We start from the raw sequence: 12,459 nt of genomic DNA on the forward strand, positions 1-12,459 counted from the left end.
CTTAATTACGGAACGGGAACTTGAATGCTGCGAGGAGGGCCTTGGCTTCCTCGTCATTCTTCGCCGTCGTCGTGATGCTGATGTTCAGACCACGCAGTGCGTCGATCTTGTCGTACTCGATTTCGGGGAAAATGATCTGCTCTTTCACACCGATGTTGTAGTTGCCACGACCATCGAACGAGCGGCCCGAAACACCACGGAAGTCACGAACGCGCGGCAGGGCCACGGTCACGAGACGATCCAGGAATTCGAACATGCGTTCGCCGCGCAGCGTCACCATCGCGCCGATGGGATAACCCTGGCGGATCTTGAAGCCGGCGATTGCCTTCTTGGCCTTGGTCACCACCGGCTTTTGGCCGGCGATCTTGGTCAGGTCGCCCACGGCCAGCTCAATGACCTTCTTGTCATTGATGGCTTCGCCAAGGCCCATGTTCAGGGTGATCTTGGTGATACGCGGCACTTCCATGACCGACTTGAAGCCGAACTGTTCGATCAGCTTCGGTACTACTTGTTCTTTGTAAAACTCTTGCAGACGTGCAGTCATGCTCAACTCCTATCTGTGCCCAGAATCAAGCTGCCACGACGGCACCGGTGGTCTTCAGCACGCGTACACGCTTGCCGTCTTCCACCTTGATACCGACGCGCGACGGCTTGCCATTGGCATCCACGAGCGCAACGTTAGAAATATGCAGCGGCATGACCTTGTCGACCACACCACCGGTGGTACCCAGCATGGGGTTCGGACGTGCGTGCTTCTTAGCCACGTTGACGCCTTCCACCACAACCTTCTCGCCGAGCATGGCTTGCACGGTGCCGCGCTTGCCCTTGTCTTTTCCGGTCAGGACGATGACTTCGTCGCCTTTACGAATCTTGTTCATGGCGGCTCCTTACAGCACTTCCGGCGCGAGCGACACGATCTTCATGAAGCGCTCGGTACGGAGTTCACGAGTCACCGGCCCGAAAATACGGGTGCCGATCGGCTCGAGCTTGGTGTTCAGCAAGACAGCGGCATTGCTGTCGAACTTGACGAGCGAACCATCAGCGCGACGTACGCCCTTGGCGGTACGCACGACGACGGCGTTGTAAATATCGCCCTTCTTCACGCGACCGCGCGGCGCTGCGTCCTTAACGGTCACCTTGATGATGTCGCCCACGCTCGCATAGCGGCGCTTGGACCCACCCAGCACTTTGATGCACAGCACTTCGCGCGCACCAGTGTTATCGGCTACTTCGAGCCGGCTTTCTGTCTGAATCATGGTGTTATCTTCCCAACTTAATCCACCGGGCAACGCCCGCCGGTCAGTCTTGGTCCCGTCAGCCCCTGGCTTTGCGCCAGCAACCGTTTGGGTTGATCAACTTTGAAGTCGGTAGTTACCAGGCGGCCTGAACATGGTTAATCAGGAGCCGCTCGGCTAGGTTCGCTTCACCGATTCGCCGGGGTGATACAACTAAGGCGAATGCAACAAAGCGGAAGTCCAGGATTATAGCACATAACCCTGGACTCGCAAGTCAACCGAAAACCGTGTGGTTTTTTAGATGACGCGCGCAGCTTCGACCAGACGGGAAACCACCCAGGACTTGGTCCGCGACAGCGGACGCGTTTCCTGGATCTCGACCTTGTCGCCTTCCTTGTACTGGTTGGCTTCGTCGTGTGCGTGGTACTTCTTGGAACGCAGCACGTACTTGCCGTACAGAGGATGCTTGACGCGGTTTTCGATCAAGACCGTGACGGTCTTGTCCATCTTGTCGCTAACTACCCGACCGACCAGCGTGCGGCGAAGCGACGATTCCGTTTGTGCAGTTTCAGTCATTTCGAGGTCGCCTTTTCGTTCAGCACGGTTTGCACCCGCGCGATGTCCTTGCGCACCTTCTTCAGCTGGCTGGTGTTCTGCAGCTGTTGGGTGGCCTTTTGCATGCGCAGGCTAAATTGGGCCTTCAGCAGCTCGGAGAGCTCCTGGTTCAGCCCTGCGGCATCTTTGCCGCGAAGTTCGGATGCTTTCATCCCTGCTCTCCTTACGTCCCGACCTGGCGCACCACGAAATTGGTAGCGATCGGCAGCTTGGCGGCCGCGAGGCGGAACGCCTCACGAGCCAGCTCTTCCGTCACGCCATCCATTTCGTACAGCATCTTGCCCGGCTGGATTTCTGCCACGTAGTATTCCGGATTACCCTTACCGTTACCCATACGGACTTCGGCGGGTTTCTTCGAGATCGGCTTGTCCGGGAAAATCCGGATCCAGATGCGGCCGCCACGCTTGATGTGACGGGTCATCGCACGACGTGCCGACTCGATCTGACGAGCCGTCAGACGACCACGGCCCATCGCCTTCAGGCCGAATTCGCCGAAAGACACGGCGTTGCCACGGGTAGCTTTACCCGTGTTGCGGCCTTTCTGCTCCTTGCGATATTTTCTGCGCTTAGGTTGCAGCATCGTTATTCTCCACTCTTCGCATCTGCGCCAGGAGCGCGGCGACCTGCACCGGCACCCGCGCCACCGCGGCGGTTGCCACCCGGACGGCCGCCTTCGCCTTCACGGCGACGACCATCAGGACGACCACCCGGGCGACGACGACGATCGTCTTGCGGCTCTTCCACCACCGGCGCTTCGTTGCGGCCGAGGTGATCACCCTTGTAGACCCACACCTTGACACCGATGATGCCGTAGGTGGTTTCTGCTTCGGAGAAGCCGTAGTCGATGTCGGCGCGCAGGGTGTGCAGGGGCACACGGCCTTCGCGATACCACTCGGTACGTGCGATTTCGATGCCGTTCAGACGACCGGCGCTCATGATCTTGATGCCTTGGGCACCGAGGCGCATCGCGTTCTGCATCGCGCGCTTCATTGCGCGGCGGAACATGATACGGCGCTCGAGCTGCTGGGTGATCGAGTCGGCGATCAGCTGCGCATCGGTTTCCGGCTTGCGGATTTCCTCGATGTTCACGTGCACGGGCACACCCATGCGGCGTTGCAGCTCGGCCTTGAGCAGTTCGATGTCCTCACCCTTCTTGCCGATCACCACGCCCGGACGCGAGCTATAAATGGTGAGACGTGCATTGCGGGCGGGGCGCTCGATCACGACGCGGCCAACCGAAGCGTTCTTGAGCTTCTTCTTCAGAAACTCGCGAACTTCGATGTCTTCCTTCAGCATGCCGGCGAACTTCGTGTTGTTGGCGTACCAACGCGAAGCCCAGTTACGGCTGACGGCCAGACGGAAGCCAGTCGGATGAATCTTCTGTCCCATCGTGACTCCTTAGTTGCCGAGCGTCACAGTGATGTGACAAGTTTGTTTCTCGATGCGGTTGCCGCGGCCCTTTGCTCGTGCCGTGAAACGCTTGAGCGAGGTTGCCTTGTCGACGAAGATGGTCTTGACCTTCAGTTCGTCGATGTCGGCGCCTTCATTGTGCTCGGCGTTGGCGATGGCCGATTCGACCACCTTCTTCACGATGACGGCCGCCTTTTTCGGGCTGAACGTCAGGACGTTGAGCGCGCGTTCGATCGGCAGACCGCGGATCTGGTCAGCGACCAGGCGCGTTTTCTGGGCGGAGATGCGGGCACCGCGATGAATCGCTTTCACTTCCATGATGGCACCTTACCTCTTCGCTTTCTTGTCAGCCGCGTGGCCCTTGAACGTACGCGTGAGCGCAAATTCACCGAGCTTGTGGCCAACCATGTTTTCCGAAACATACACCGGCACGTGTTGACGGCCGTTATGTACGGCGATCGTCAGGCCGATGAAGTCCGGCAGAATGGTCGAGCGACGCGACCAAGTCTTGATGGGCTTCTTGTCCTTGCCGGCTGAGGCCGCTTCCACCTTTTTCAGCAGGTGGGCGTCACAGAACGGACCCTTTTTTGCGGAACGTGTCATGTCTAGGCTCCTACCTACCGATTAACGCTTGTGGCGGCGCTGCACGATCATGCTGGCAGTGCGCTTGTTGCTGCGGGTACGGTAACCCTTGGCCGGGGTACCCCAAGGCGAAACGGGGTCACGACCAGCAGCGGTCTTGCCTTCACCACCACCGTGCGGGTGGTCCACCGGGTTCATCACAACGCCGCGAACCGTCGGGCGGATACCGCGCCAACGATTTGCACCGGCCTTGCCGATGACGCGCAGGCTATGCTCTTCGTTACCGACTTCACCAATGGTGGCGCGGCATTCGATGTGAACGCGACGCACTTCACCGGAGCGCAGGCGAACCTGAGCGTAGATGCCTTCACGAGCCAGCAGCACAGCGGAACCGCCAGCGGCGCGAGCGATCTGAGCGCCCTTGCCCGGCAGCATTTCCACGCAGTGGATGGTGGTACCAACCGGAATGTTGCGGATCGGCAGGTTGTTACCCGACTTGATCGCAGCTTCCGAGCCGTTCATCAACGCTTGGCCAACTACCATGCCCTTGGTGGCAATGATGTAGCGGCGCTCGCCGTCGGCGAACAGCACCAGCGCGATATTGGCGCTGCGGTTCGGATCGTATTCCAGGCGCTCGACCTTGGCGGCAATGCCGTCCTTGTCGTTGCGCTTGAAGTCGACCACGCGGTAATGGTGCTTATGACCACCGCCCTTGTGGCGGGTGGTGATGTGACCGTTGTTGTTACGACCCGACTTCTGGAATTGCTTTTCCAGCAGCGGAGCGTGGGGCGCGCCCTTGTGCAGGTTGTGATTAACAACCTTTACCATGGAGCGACGGCCCGGGGACGTCGGCTTGGTCTTGACGAGTGCCATGATTACTTGGCCTCCGCTTCAAAATTGATTTCCTGACCCGGCTTGAGCGAAACGTAAGCCTTCTTCACGTGGTTGCGACGCCCCATGAATCGGCCAAAACGCTTTTGCTTGCCCTTTTGGTTCAGGATCTGAACGGACTGCACCTCGACCTTGAACAGCAGTTCGACTGCCGCCTTCACGTCTGCCTTGTTGGCATCGCGAGCGACTTCGAACACGACTTGTTCGTTCTTGTCGGCGACCAGGGTTGCCTTTTCGGAAACCACCGGCGCGAGCAGCACCTGCATCAAACGATGATCGTTCTTGGCTACTTGCGTCATTTCAGCAACTCCTCGATCTGCGCGACGGCTGCCTTGGTCACCAGCACCTTTTTGTAGTGCACGAGCGACAGCGGGTCAGCCTGGCGCGGCTCGACAACCGCCACGTGCGGCAGATTGCGCGAAGCCAGGTAGAGGTTCTCGTCGAGGCTGTCGGTGATGATCAGCACCGAGTCCAGGCCCATGGCCTTGAACTTGTCGGCCAAGAGCTTGGTCTTGGGCGCATCGACGGTGAAACCGTCCACCACGTTGATACGACCTTCACGTGCGAGCTGCGAGTAAATCGAGCGCATACCGGCACGGAACATCTTCTTGTTGACCTTCTGCGTGAAGTTCTCTTCCGGCGAATTCGGGAAGATACGGCCGCCCCCGCGCCACAGCGGCGAGGAAGACATACCGGCACGGGCGCGACCCGTACCCTTCTGGCGCCAAGGCTTCTTGGTCGTGTGCTTGACCTCTTCACGGTCCTTCTGCTTACGGTTACCGCTGCGAGCGTTAGCCTGGTAAGCGACGACGACTTGGTGAACGAGGGCTTCGTTGTAGTCACGGCCGAAGACTTCGGGCGAGGCGTCAACGCCTGCACCGATCTGGCCATTGTCCTGGAGGAGCTTGAGTTCCATTGATTCGCTCCTTAAGCTTTGGCTTTGGCCTTGACGGCCGGGGTAACGATAACCTTGCCGCCCTTGGAGCCGGGAATGGCGCCCTTGACCAGCAGCAGCTTGCGCTCTGCGTCGATCTTGGCGATTTCCAGGTTCTGGACGGTGCGGGTGACGTCACCCAGATGGCCAGTCATGCGCTTGCCGGGGAACACACGGCCCGGATCCTGCGCCATACCGATGGAACCCGGCACGTTGTGCGAACGCGAGTTACCGTGGGTGGCACGACCCGATGCGAAATGGTGGCGCTTGATGGTACCGGCGTAGCCCTTACCGATGGTCACGCCCTGGACGTCGATCTTCTGACCGACTTCGAACAGGTCGACCGACAGCGTACCGCCGGCTTGCAGTTCGCCAGCCTTAGCGGCATCGATGCGGAATTCGCGGATGATTTCACCAGCCTCAACACCTGCTTTGGCGAGGTGACCTGCCAAAGGCTTGGTGACGCGGCTAGCGCGGCGTGCGCCGAAAGTGACTTGAACCGAGGTATAACCGTCGGTCTCGTCCGTCTTGATTTGTGTCACGCGGTTGTCGCCGACCTCGACCACGGTAACGGGAATTGAATCGCCGTCGTCCGTGAAAATACGGGTCATGCCAACCTTGCGACCTACAAGGCCAAGGCTCATGGTTTGCTCCATTCCCAGCTGCGATTGGCCGGGGCTGATTAAATACACGAAAACAGTGTTTGCAGTGCGGGGCTTGCGCTGAAGAAGACTGCGCGCGGCCAAATTGGCCAGCCCACTACCCATAGACAAACGGGTAGCCTTACACTATATCCCAGCGGTTTGGAAAGAGCAAGCGTGGTCTGGGAAGTTGGGATCTGGACGCGGGCGGGTGTTGTTTTGTGATGTTTGCACTTGGCGCCGGCGCTCTGCGATGCGATTTTCGGGGCCGTTAGCGGGGTTGCTAGCGGCTGTATCGACACTTGATGTCCGCATCCAAGTGCCGATACGGCCTCCGTTACCGCCCTACCCTTACGAATTCCCCGCCGAAGAACACCAACGGTTCGCCTTCCCCCACTTCAAATCCCTCCACCGCCCCGACGATCAGCAAGTGATCGCCCACCACGTCGGCACGCTCCACTCTGCACGCCAGCGTGGCCAGCGCCTCGTCCAGGTAGGGCACGCCGCGCTCGCAGCGCCGATGGGGGACGCCAGCAAACTTGTCCTCCGCCGGCGTGGCAAAAAGGCGCGCCAGCTCGCCATGTCCCGCCTGCAGGATGCTGACGCCAAAGTGCTTGCCGACGGCAAAGTGCCCGGCATTCGGTGAATGCAGCGCCAGGCTCCACAAGACCAGCGGTGGCGCCAGCGACAGCGAGGCGAAGGAGTTGATGGTCAGGCCGATAGGGCGACCCTCGGCGCCGCACGCCCCGATGACCGCCACGCCGGTGGCGTAACGGCCACAGGCCCGGCGCAGCGCCCTCGTATCCAGCACAGCGCATGCGGCTTCCATTTCAGGCAGCCTGCGGCAGATGCTGGTCGATCAACTGCTGGCACGCAGCGGGATCGGCCCACCAGGGAAAGAAGTCCGGCGGGTTGTCAAAGCCATTGGCAATGCGTCCGGCCAGCGCCGGCGCATGGCCAGCCGCGCCCAGCAACGCCAGGATATGCGGCGGCGGCGGAGTGAGCAGGGAATTGGTCCAGTTCACCACGTCGCCGGCGTATTGCCAGTAACGCGCGAACGTCTGCTCCATCCAGCCCGCGTCGAACGCGCGATCGCCATGCGCGACGATGGCATCGAGATACACCCTGCAGCACTTGGCGGCGTTGTTTGAGCCCTGCCCCGTGATGGGGTCGTTGACGACTACGGCGTCGGCCATGCCGAACACAAGCCTGCCCGAGGGCAAGGTCATGACCGGACGGCGCACGGTTGGGGCGAAGCGGCCGGCGAGTATGCCTTGCGCGTCGGTCAGGGTCACCGCATCACAGCGCTCTGCCTCCCACGGGAGCCACGTGCGCAGGATGCGCATGCTCTCGGCGAGGTGCTGCTCCGGCGAGCGTGGCTCCGCCCAGCGGTCCATCGGGCCACCGGGTATGCCCTCGAACACCATGATCTCGCAGGGTCCGCACAGCGTCAGGGCCGGGAAGACGAAGTATTCGCCAATGCCGGGAATCAGGTTGAAGCAAACCCGCGAGAACGGGGTCCGCGGCGTCATGCCGTTCACATAGGTCAGGGCCAGCGAGCGCTGCGGCGCGCTAAAGGGACTGCGCGTGGCGTCACGCTCGAAACGGCTGACGATCTCGCCCTTGCCGGCCGCGAGTAGCACGAGATCATGCTCGCGCGCCAGCGCTTCCAGCTCATCGATGCCGGCATCGGCGATGCGCAGGTCGCCGCCGCGTTGCGCGAAGGCCTCCATCCAGGCGGGCATCTTGAGACGCTGGTCCACTGCCTGGGCTGCCCGGTCGAGTGGGGCTGCCCAATCGATGAGTTTGGCCCCTGGCTGCTCCGGATGCGGAATCGCCAGACCGATCCCTTCCACGGGCGGGCACGTGTCGTCCCACCAGTTAAGGCCAAGCTCCCGCTCGGTCTGCAGTGCACGGTCGAACATGCACTGGCTGGACATGACCTTGCCCGCCCGGACCTGGTCCGGCGTGCGATTGGTCATCAGCGTGACCCGGTAACCCTTGGCTTGCAGGCCGAGGGCCATCTGCAGGCCGGACTGGCCCGCGCCGACGATGGCAATGCGTTGGCTCATGGCAATCTCCTACTTGAAGTTCAGCGTGGAAATCGAAGTCCTGGAGCTCGGCGTCAGCCGGCCAGGCGCGGGATGGCAGGGACGTTTTGCTCCGGCCCCATTGCCGAGTAGCCGCCGTCCACCGCGTAGTCGGCGCCGGTGACAAAGCTGGCATGGTCCGAGCAGAGGAACAGCACGACCTGGGCCACTTCATCGGGCTCGCCCACGCGGCCCAGCAGGTGGAAGTCCGCCGCCACGCGATCGGTGCGCTCGCGGTTGCCGCCGCTGACCTCATCCATCAGCCGGCACCAGGTCCAGCCCGGCGAGACCGCGTTGACGCGGATCCGATCCGGCGCGAGGTCCATCGCCATGCTGCGGGTAAGCTGCCGGATTGCCGCCTTGGAGGCCGGATAAAGCCAGCGTCCGGTCTGCGCCACATTGGCCGAGATGCTGGTGAAGTTGACGATCGCGCCGCCGCCGCGTGCGCGCATTCCATCGTGGACGGCCTGGGCCAGGATCACGCTGGAGACTACGTTGACGTCGAGCGCGGTGAGCCAGTCACGGCGGTTCGACTTGAAACCGTCGTCGAGATAGGTGCAGGCCAGGTTGATGAGGTAGTCGATGCCGCCGAAGTGCCGCGCCACCTGTGCGACGGCCACCGCCACCTGGGTGTCGTCGGTGATGTCGGTGCGGATGAAGATCGCGCGTTGGCCTAGTTCGGCGGCAACGCGCTCGCCGCCGGCGGTATCGATATCGAGTATCGCCACTCGCGTTCCGGCCTCCACGAAGGCCTTCGCGACTCCCGCGCCGATTAGCGTGGCGCCACCGCTGACGATGGCAACCTTGTCCTGCAGTCCTTTCATGACGTTGTCTCCTTGTATTCGGTGCGTTGCCCGTGCGCCTTGGGGGCCATCCGGCGCCGTAGGCGCAGCGGTACCCGAGGCGCGTGCCGGGCCCGCCCCTTTTGCTTGATGACGTCGATATACCGGGACGCGTATGCGCCCGGATTACTTGCCCTCGCTCTCCTGCCAGCGCGCCATCAGCGTGTTGGAGGGCAGCGTTTCGTCGAGCAGCTTGCGCGCGGTCTCGACACCGGCCACGGGCAGGCCGGCGGGATCGAGCTTGCCGATCTGCACCAGCACGCTCGCCTGGTCCCAGTAGATGTGCTCGTGGTACAGCTTGTCCCCGCGGAACTTGACGATCGCGACGAGGGGGATCTCCACGCGTTTGCCGGTAGGCGCCACGCCCGGCAGCATCCAGTCGACCTCGCAGGTATGCGTGAAGCAGAACAGCATCTCGTCGACGATCTGGCTGGCGCCCACGGTGCGCGACAACGGGATCAGCGTCGTATCGGGCGGATTGCTGTTGACGAAGTGGTTCTGGTAGAAGCGCTTGAGCTGCCGGTGGCCGACGCCGCCGGTCATGGTCGGGATATGATTGACATACGGCTCGGCCACCATCGTCGCCATGGTGGCGTCGACATCGCGGGTGGCGAATTCGTATTCGCAGTGCTTGTCCCAGAGGGCCGAGAAGTCGTAGTGCGGCCCCATCTCTGCGCGCAGCGCGGCAATCGAGCGCTGATGCGCCATCAGCGCCGAGGGGCGGTCGAAATGCTCGCCACCGGTGCGCGCGAACGCGTGGTCGACGCCCGGATAAACATACAGCTCGATACCGTCCTTGCCGCCAAGGGCTGCGCGGATCTGCGCTTGCGCCTCGGGTGGGCAAAAGCCGTCGCGCTCGGCCACGTGCAGCACCAGCCGTCCCTGGATATCGGCCGCCTCGTCCAGCGCGCGCTCGATGCCGACGCCGTAGTACGCCACGGCACAGGCCACGCCGTCCAGGCGGCAAGCAGCCAGATAGGCGAGCTTGCCACCCAGGCAAAAGCCAAGCACCCCGGTCTCGCCCACGCATTCGGGGCGGGCGCGCAGCGCGTCCAGCGCCGCACCGACATCCTTGACGCCGAGGGCCTCATCGAAGCGCTGATACAAGCCCAAGGCGCGCTGGAAGTCCTCGCCGCGATCGCCCAGTTCGATGCCAGGGGCGATGCGCCAGAACAGGTCCGGCACCAGCACCGTGTAGCCTTCCTCGGCGTAGTAGTCCGCCACGGCGCGCATGGTGGCGTTGACGCCGAAGATTTCCTGGCACAACACAATGCCGGGTCCCTTGCCCGCTGCGGGCGTGGCGAGGTAGGCGCTGAACGTGCCGCTACCGTCGGCGGCGTGGATCTGGATGGTCTGGCCCATGGGCTGCGTTCCTTTGTTTTGGGGGGATGGGGCTACCGTGCTGGATTCCATCATGGGCGATCCGCACCGCAGCAAGCTAGCCGCGGGCTGCAGCGGCTATCCGATTAGTGCAGGAAAATACCGGTGCGGGCAAGGGGCGCCGGGAAGCGATCCACTATAGTGGTGTGAAGGAATCCGCCCGCAGGCTGGCCGGGCTCAACGTACGAAGCGGCGCGCCAATGACGCCGAGGAGCGAGACAATGCCGCAGCCCCCCGCGGCCACGGCCACCGAGCCGCTGGCAGGCGCCCTGCTATCCGACCCCGCCCGGCTGGTCTTCGCCTCGACCGACCAGGCCCAGACGCGCGCAGCGGTGGGTACGGTTTTCAAGCCGCACAAGCTCACCATCGGCGGCACGACGCTGGCTGCCCGCATGCATCATGCGCCGCTTGGCGCCGTGTCGTTCAACCGGCTGGCCTATGGCGCGGAGGTCCAGATCGAGCCTGGGCCGCTTGATGATTTCCTGCTTGTGCAGATGCCGCTGGCGGGCCATGCCCAGATCCATTGCGGCCGGCAGCAGATCCTCTCCGACTGCGACACGGCCTCGGTGCTCACGCCCAGCGACCCCGTGCGGATGCGCTGGAGCCACGACAGCGACCAGTTGATCGTGCGCGTGGAGCGCGGTGCCATGGAGCGGGTATGCGCGGCGTACCTCGGCCATCGGCCGCAGGCACCGCTGCGCTTCGAGCTCGGGATGGAGTGGCGCCGCCTGGCAGCCTGGTACCAGCTGATGCACTACCTGGCGGACCTGCTCGCGCTGGCGCCGGATGCGGCGCGGCATCCGTTGACGGCTTGCCAGCTGGAGCAGCTGGTGATCGGCACGTTGTTGACGGTGCAGCCCCATAGCCTGGCGGAGGCGATGCGGGCACGGGGCAAACCCTTGGCGCCGCGTCACGTGAAGCAGGTCGAGGAATACATCCATGCCCATGCGCAGGCACCACTGACCCCGGCCCTGCTGGCGGAAGTCGCCGGCGTCAGCCTGCGCGGGCTCTATGCGGGCTTTCGGGAGCATCGGGGCATCAGCCCAATGGCCTACCTGCGCGCGGTGCGACTGGAGCGTGTTCGCCATGACCTGCTGAACGACCTGGCGATCGACTCGGTCACGGCCGCGGCCCTGCGCTGGGGCTTTGGCCACCTGGGACGCTTCAGCCTGGAATACCGCAAGAATTTCGGCGAGCCGCCGGGCCAGACGCTGCGCCGGCGCGGGCCTTCCTAGGCCGCATTGCGGTGAAATGGGAGCACAAAAACAAGAACGGCGAACCGAAGTTCGCCGTTCTTGTTTGCGCAAAACCGCTTTGGACGGTGTTGTGCGGAATACCTTACACCTTGATTTCGACGTCGACGCCGGCCGGCAGGTCGAGCTTCATCAGTGCGTCAACGGTCTTGTCGGTAGGATCGACGATGTCCATCAGGCGCTGGTGAGTACGAATCTCGAACTGATCACGGCTCGTCTTGTTGACGTGCGGCGAACGCAGGATGTCGAAGCGCTGGATACGGGTCGGCAGGGGCACCGGGCCCTTGACGATCGCGCCGGTGCGCTTGGCGGTATCCACGATTTCGGCTGCCGACTGGTCGATCAGGCGATAGTCGAAAGCCTTCAGGCGGATACGGATCTTCTGGTTCTGCATGATATTTCCTTTAAAGAGCGATGGGCGGCTAGCGCCCTGGAACAAGGGAACTGGCCGACGGTATTGTACCGCCAGCCAGCTCCAGGAAGTTTGCTTAGTCGAGGATCTTTGCCACGACGCCGGCGCCGACGGTACGACCGCCTTCACGGATGGCGAAACGCAGGCCTTCTTCCATGGCGATCGGGGCAATCA

At 62.6% G+C, this 12,459-nt stretch carries 20 protein-coding genes; 1 reads left to right on the top strand and 19 read right to left on the bottom strand.

Annotation, left to right across the window (positions count from 1 at the left end):
* Window position 1: 1 nt before the first annotated feature.
* The 17 genes from rplE to ACYP5B_RS20920 all read right to left on the bottom strand — a co-directional run bounded on the left by rplE (window position 2) and on the right by ACYP5B_RS20920 (window position 10,602).
* On the bottom strand, window positions 2-544 hold the full coding sequence (gene rplE / locus ACYP5B_RS20840) for a 50S ribosomal protein L5 (protein WP_006160458.1): 543 nt from the start codon (window positions 542-544) through the stop codon (window positions 2-4).
* Window positions 545-569: 25 nt separating this feature from the next.
* Window positions 570-878, bottom strand: coding sequence for a 50S ribosomal protein L24 (gene rplX / locus ACYP5B_RS20845; protein ID WP_043350346.1), 309 nt, complete (start codon window positions 876-878; stop codon window positions 570-572).
* 9 nt (window positions 879-887) lie between these two features.
* A complete protein-coding gene (gene rplN / locus ACYP5B_RS20850) occupies window positions 888-1,256 on the bottom strand; it encodes a 50S ribosomal protein L14 (RefSeq protein WP_017225233.1) in 369 nt (122 codons plus the stop codon).
* Window positions 1,257-1,532: 276 nt separating this feature from the next.
* Window positions 1,533-1,811 (bottom strand): 30S ribosomal protein S17, encoded by a 279-nt coding sequence (gene rpsQ, locus ACYP5B_RS20855; protein WP_006160462.1) that lies wholly within the window; start codon window positions 1,809-1,811, stop codon window positions 1,533-1,535.
* Window positions 1,808-2,002: a 50S ribosomal protein L29 gene (gene rpmC, locus ACYP5B_RS20860; RefSeq protein WP_006160464.1), complete on the bottom strand. Its 195-nt coding sequence runs from the start codon at window positions 2,000-2,002 to the stop codon at window positions 1,808-1,810. Before rpmC ends, rpsQ begins: the two co-directional genes overlap by 4 nt.
* Before the next feature lie 11 nt (window positions 2,003-2,013).
* On the bottom strand, window positions 2,014-2,430 hold the full coding sequence (gene rplP / locus ACYP5B_RS20865) for a 50S ribosomal protein L16 (RefSeq protein ID WP_006160465.1): 417 nt from the start codon (window positions 2,428-2,430) through the stop codon (window positions 2,014-2,016).
* Between the two features lie 2 nt (window positions 2,431-2,432).
* On the bottom strand, window positions 2,433-3,239 hold the full coding sequence (rpsC, locus tag ACYP5B_RS20870; protein ID WP_400091594.1) for a 30S ribosomal protein S3: 807 nt from the start codon (window positions 3,237-3,239) through the stop codon (window positions 2,433-2,435).
* A gap of 9 nt (window positions 3,240-3,248) precedes the next feature.
* Window positions 3,249-3,578, bottom strand: coding sequence for a 50S ribosomal protein L22 (gene rplV / locus ACYP5B_RS20875; protein ID WP_006160469.1), 330 nt, complete (start codon window positions 3,576-3,578; stop codon window positions 3,249-3,251).
* 9 nt (window positions 3,579-3,587) lie between these two features.
* Entirely contained in the window at window positions 3,588-3,863 is a 276-nt protein-coding gene (gene rpsS / locus ACYP5B_RS20880; RefSeq protein WP_006160471.1) for a 30S ribosomal protein S19, read from the bottom strand.
* Between the two features lie 21 nt (window positions 3,864-3,884).
* Window positions 3,885-4,715 carry a 50S ribosomal protein L2 gene (gene rplB / locus ACYP5B_RS20885; RefSeq protein WP_043350353.1) on the bottom strand — a complete coding sequence of 277 codons (831 nt, stop codon included), beginning with the start codon at window positions 4,713-4,715 and terminating at the stop codon, window positions 3,885-3,887.
* Between the two features lie 2 nt (window positions 4,716-4,717).
* On the bottom strand, window positions 4,718-5,032 hold the full coding sequence (rplW, locus tag ACYP5B_RS20890) for a 50S ribosomal protein L23 (protein WP_006160473.1): 315 nt from the start codon (window positions 5,030-5,032) through the stop codon (window positions 4,718-4,720).
* Window positions 5,029-5,649 (bottom strand): 50S ribosomal protein L4, encoded by a 621-nt coding sequence (gene rplD, locus ACYP5B_RS20895; protein ID WP_006160474.1) that lies wholly within the window; start codon window positions 5,647-5,649, stop codon window positions 5,029-5,031. Before rplD ends, rplW begins: the two co-directional genes overlap by 4 nt.
* Window positions 5,650-5,660: 11 nt before the next feature.
* Window positions 5,661-6,311: a 50S ribosomal protein L3 gene (rplC, locus tag ACYP5B_RS20900; protein WP_267604574.1), complete on the bottom strand. Its 651-nt coding sequence runs from the start codon at window positions 6,309-6,311 to the stop codon at window positions 5,661-5,663.
* 334 nt (window positions 6,312-6,645) lie between these two features.
* Complete coding sequence (locus ACYP5B_RS20905) at window positions 6,646-7,137, bottom strand: flavin reductase family protein (protein ID WP_459570962.1); 492 nt, start codon at window positions 7,135-7,137, stop codon at window positions 6,646-6,648.
* A 1-nt stretch (window position 7,138) separates the two neighbouring features.
* Window positions 7,139-8,380 carry a styrene monooxygenase/indole monooxygenase family protein gene (locus ACYP5B_RS20910; RefSeq protein ID WP_459570963.1) on the bottom strand — a complete coding sequence of 414 codons (1,242 nt, stop codon included), beginning with the start codon at window positions 8,378-8,380 and terminating at the stop codon, window positions 7,139-7,141.
* A 53-nt stretch (window positions 8,381-8,433) separates the two neighbouring features.
* The gene (locus ACYP5B_RS20915) at window positions 8,434-9,222 is read right to left on the bottom strand and encodes an SDR family oxidoreductase (protein ID WP_400091599.1); all 789 of its coding nucleotides are present in this window, start codon (window positions 9,220-9,222) and stop codon (window positions 8,434-8,436) included.
* A gap of 144 nt (window positions 9,223-9,366) precedes the next feature.
* Complete coding sequence (locus ACYP5B_RS20920) at window positions 9,367-10,602, bottom strand: dienelactone hydrolase family protein (protein ID WP_459570964.1); 1,236 nt, start codon at window positions 10,600-10,602, stop codon at window positions 9,367-9,369.
* A gap of 239 nt (window positions 10,603-10,841) precedes the next feature.
* On the opposite strand from ACYP5B_RS20920, the gene ACYP5B_RS20925 reads away from it, so the two are divergent.
* Window positions 10,842-11,855, top strand: coding sequence for an AraC family transcriptional regulator (locus tag ACYP5B_RS20925; RefSeq protein ID WP_459570965.1), 1,014 nt, complete (start codon window positions 10,842-10,844; stop codon window positions 11,853-11,855).
* 103 nt (window positions 11,856-11,958) lie between these two features.
* On the opposite strand, the gene rpsJ is transcribed toward ACYP5B_RS20925, so the two are convergent.
* Together rpsJ and ACYP5B_RS20935 are read right to left on the bottom strand one after the other, a co-directional pair.
* Entirely contained in the window at window positions 11,959-12,267 is a 309-nt protein-coding gene (gene rpsJ / locus ACYP5B_RS20930; protein ID WP_006160488.1) for a 30S ribosomal protein S10, read from the bottom strand.
* 94 nt (window positions 12,268-12,361) lie between these two features.
* Window positions 12,362-12,459 (bottom strand): EF-Tu C-terminal domain-related protein (locus ACYP5B_RS20935; protein ID WP_082016399.1); only part of this gene is annotated, 98 nt, incomplete at its 5' end.

The organism is Cupriavidus sp. 8B, assembly GCF_054589115.1.

Excerpts from the sequence above, each read along its gene's own strand:
- rplE (WP_006160458.1), bottom strand. The coding sequence starts at position 544 with ATGACTGCACGTCTGCAAGAGTTTTACAAAGAACAAGTAGTACCGAAG.
- rplX (WP_043350346.1), bottom strand. The coding sequence starts at position 878 with ATGAACAAGATTCGTAAAGGCGACGAAGTCATCGTCCTGACCGGAAAA.
- rplN (WP_017225233.1), bottom strand. The coding sequence starts at position 1,256 with ATGATTCAGACAGAAAGCCGGCTCGAAGTAGCCGATAACACTGGTGCG.
- rpsQ (WP_006160462.1), bottom strand. The coding sequence starts at position 1,811 with ATGACTGAAACTGCACAAACGGAATCGTCGCTTCGCCGCACGCTGGTC.
- rpmC (WP_006160464.1), bottom strand. The coding sequence starts at position 2,002 with ATGAAAGCATCCGAACTTCGCGGCAAAGATGCCGCAGGGCTGAACCAG.
- rplP (WP_006160465.1), bottom strand. The coding sequence starts at position 2,430 with ATGCTGCAACCTAAGCGCAGAAAATATCGCAAGGAGCAGAAAGGCCGC.
- rpsC (WP_400091594.1), bottom strand. The coding sequence starts at position 3,239 with ATGGGACAGAAGATTCATCCGACTGGCTTCCGTCTGGCCGTCAGCCGT.
- rplV (WP_006160469.1), bottom strand. The coding sequence starts at position 3,578 with ATGGAAGTGAAAGCGATTCATCGCGGTGCCCGCATCTCCGCCCAGAAA.
- rpsS (WP_006160471.1), bottom strand. The coding sequence starts at position 3,863 with ATGACACGTTCCGCAAAAAAGGGTCCGTTCTGTGACGCCCACCTGCTG.
- rplB (WP_043350353.1), bottom strand. The coding sequence starts at position 4,715 with ATGGCACTCGTCAAGACCAAGCCGACGTCCCCGGGCCGTCGCTCCATG.
- rplW (WP_006160473.1), bottom strand. The coding sequence starts at position 5,032 with ATGACGCAAGTAGCCAAGAACGATCATCGTTTGATGCAGGTGCTGCTC.
- rplD (WP_006160474.1), bottom strand. The coding sequence starts at position 5,649 with ATGGAACTCAAGCTCCTCCAGGACAATGGCCAGATCGGTGCAGGCGTT.
- rplC (WP_267604574.1), bottom strand. The coding sequence starts at position 6,311 with ATGAGCCTTGGCCTTGTAGGTCGCAAGGTTGGCATGACCCGTATTTTC.
- ACYP5B_RS20905 (WP_459570962.1), bottom strand. The coding sequence starts at position 7,137 with ATGGAAGCCGCATGCGCTGTGCTGGATACGAGGGCGCTGCGCCGGGCC.
- ACYP5B_RS20910 (WP_459570963.1), bottom strand. The coding sequence starts at position 8,380 with ATGAGCCAACGCATTGCCATCGTCGGCGCGGGCCAGTCCGGCCTGCAG.
- ACYP5B_RS20915 (WP_400091599.1), bottom strand. The coding sequence starts at position 9,222 with ATGAAAGGACTGCAGGACAAGGTTGCCATCGTCAGCGGTGGCGCCACG.
- ACYP5B_RS20920 (WP_459570964.1), bottom strand. The coding sequence starts at position 10,602 with ATGGGCCAGACCATCCAGATCCACGCCGCCGACGGTAGCGGCACGTTC.
- ACYP5B_RS20925 (WP_459570965.1), top strand. The coding sequence starts at position 10,842 with ATGCCGCAGCCCCCCGCGGCCACGGCCACCGAGCCGCTGGCAGGCGCC.
- rpsJ (WP_006160488.1), bottom strand. The coding sequence starts at position 12,267 with ATGCAGAACCAGAAGATCCGTATCCGCCTGAAGGCTTTCGACTATCGC.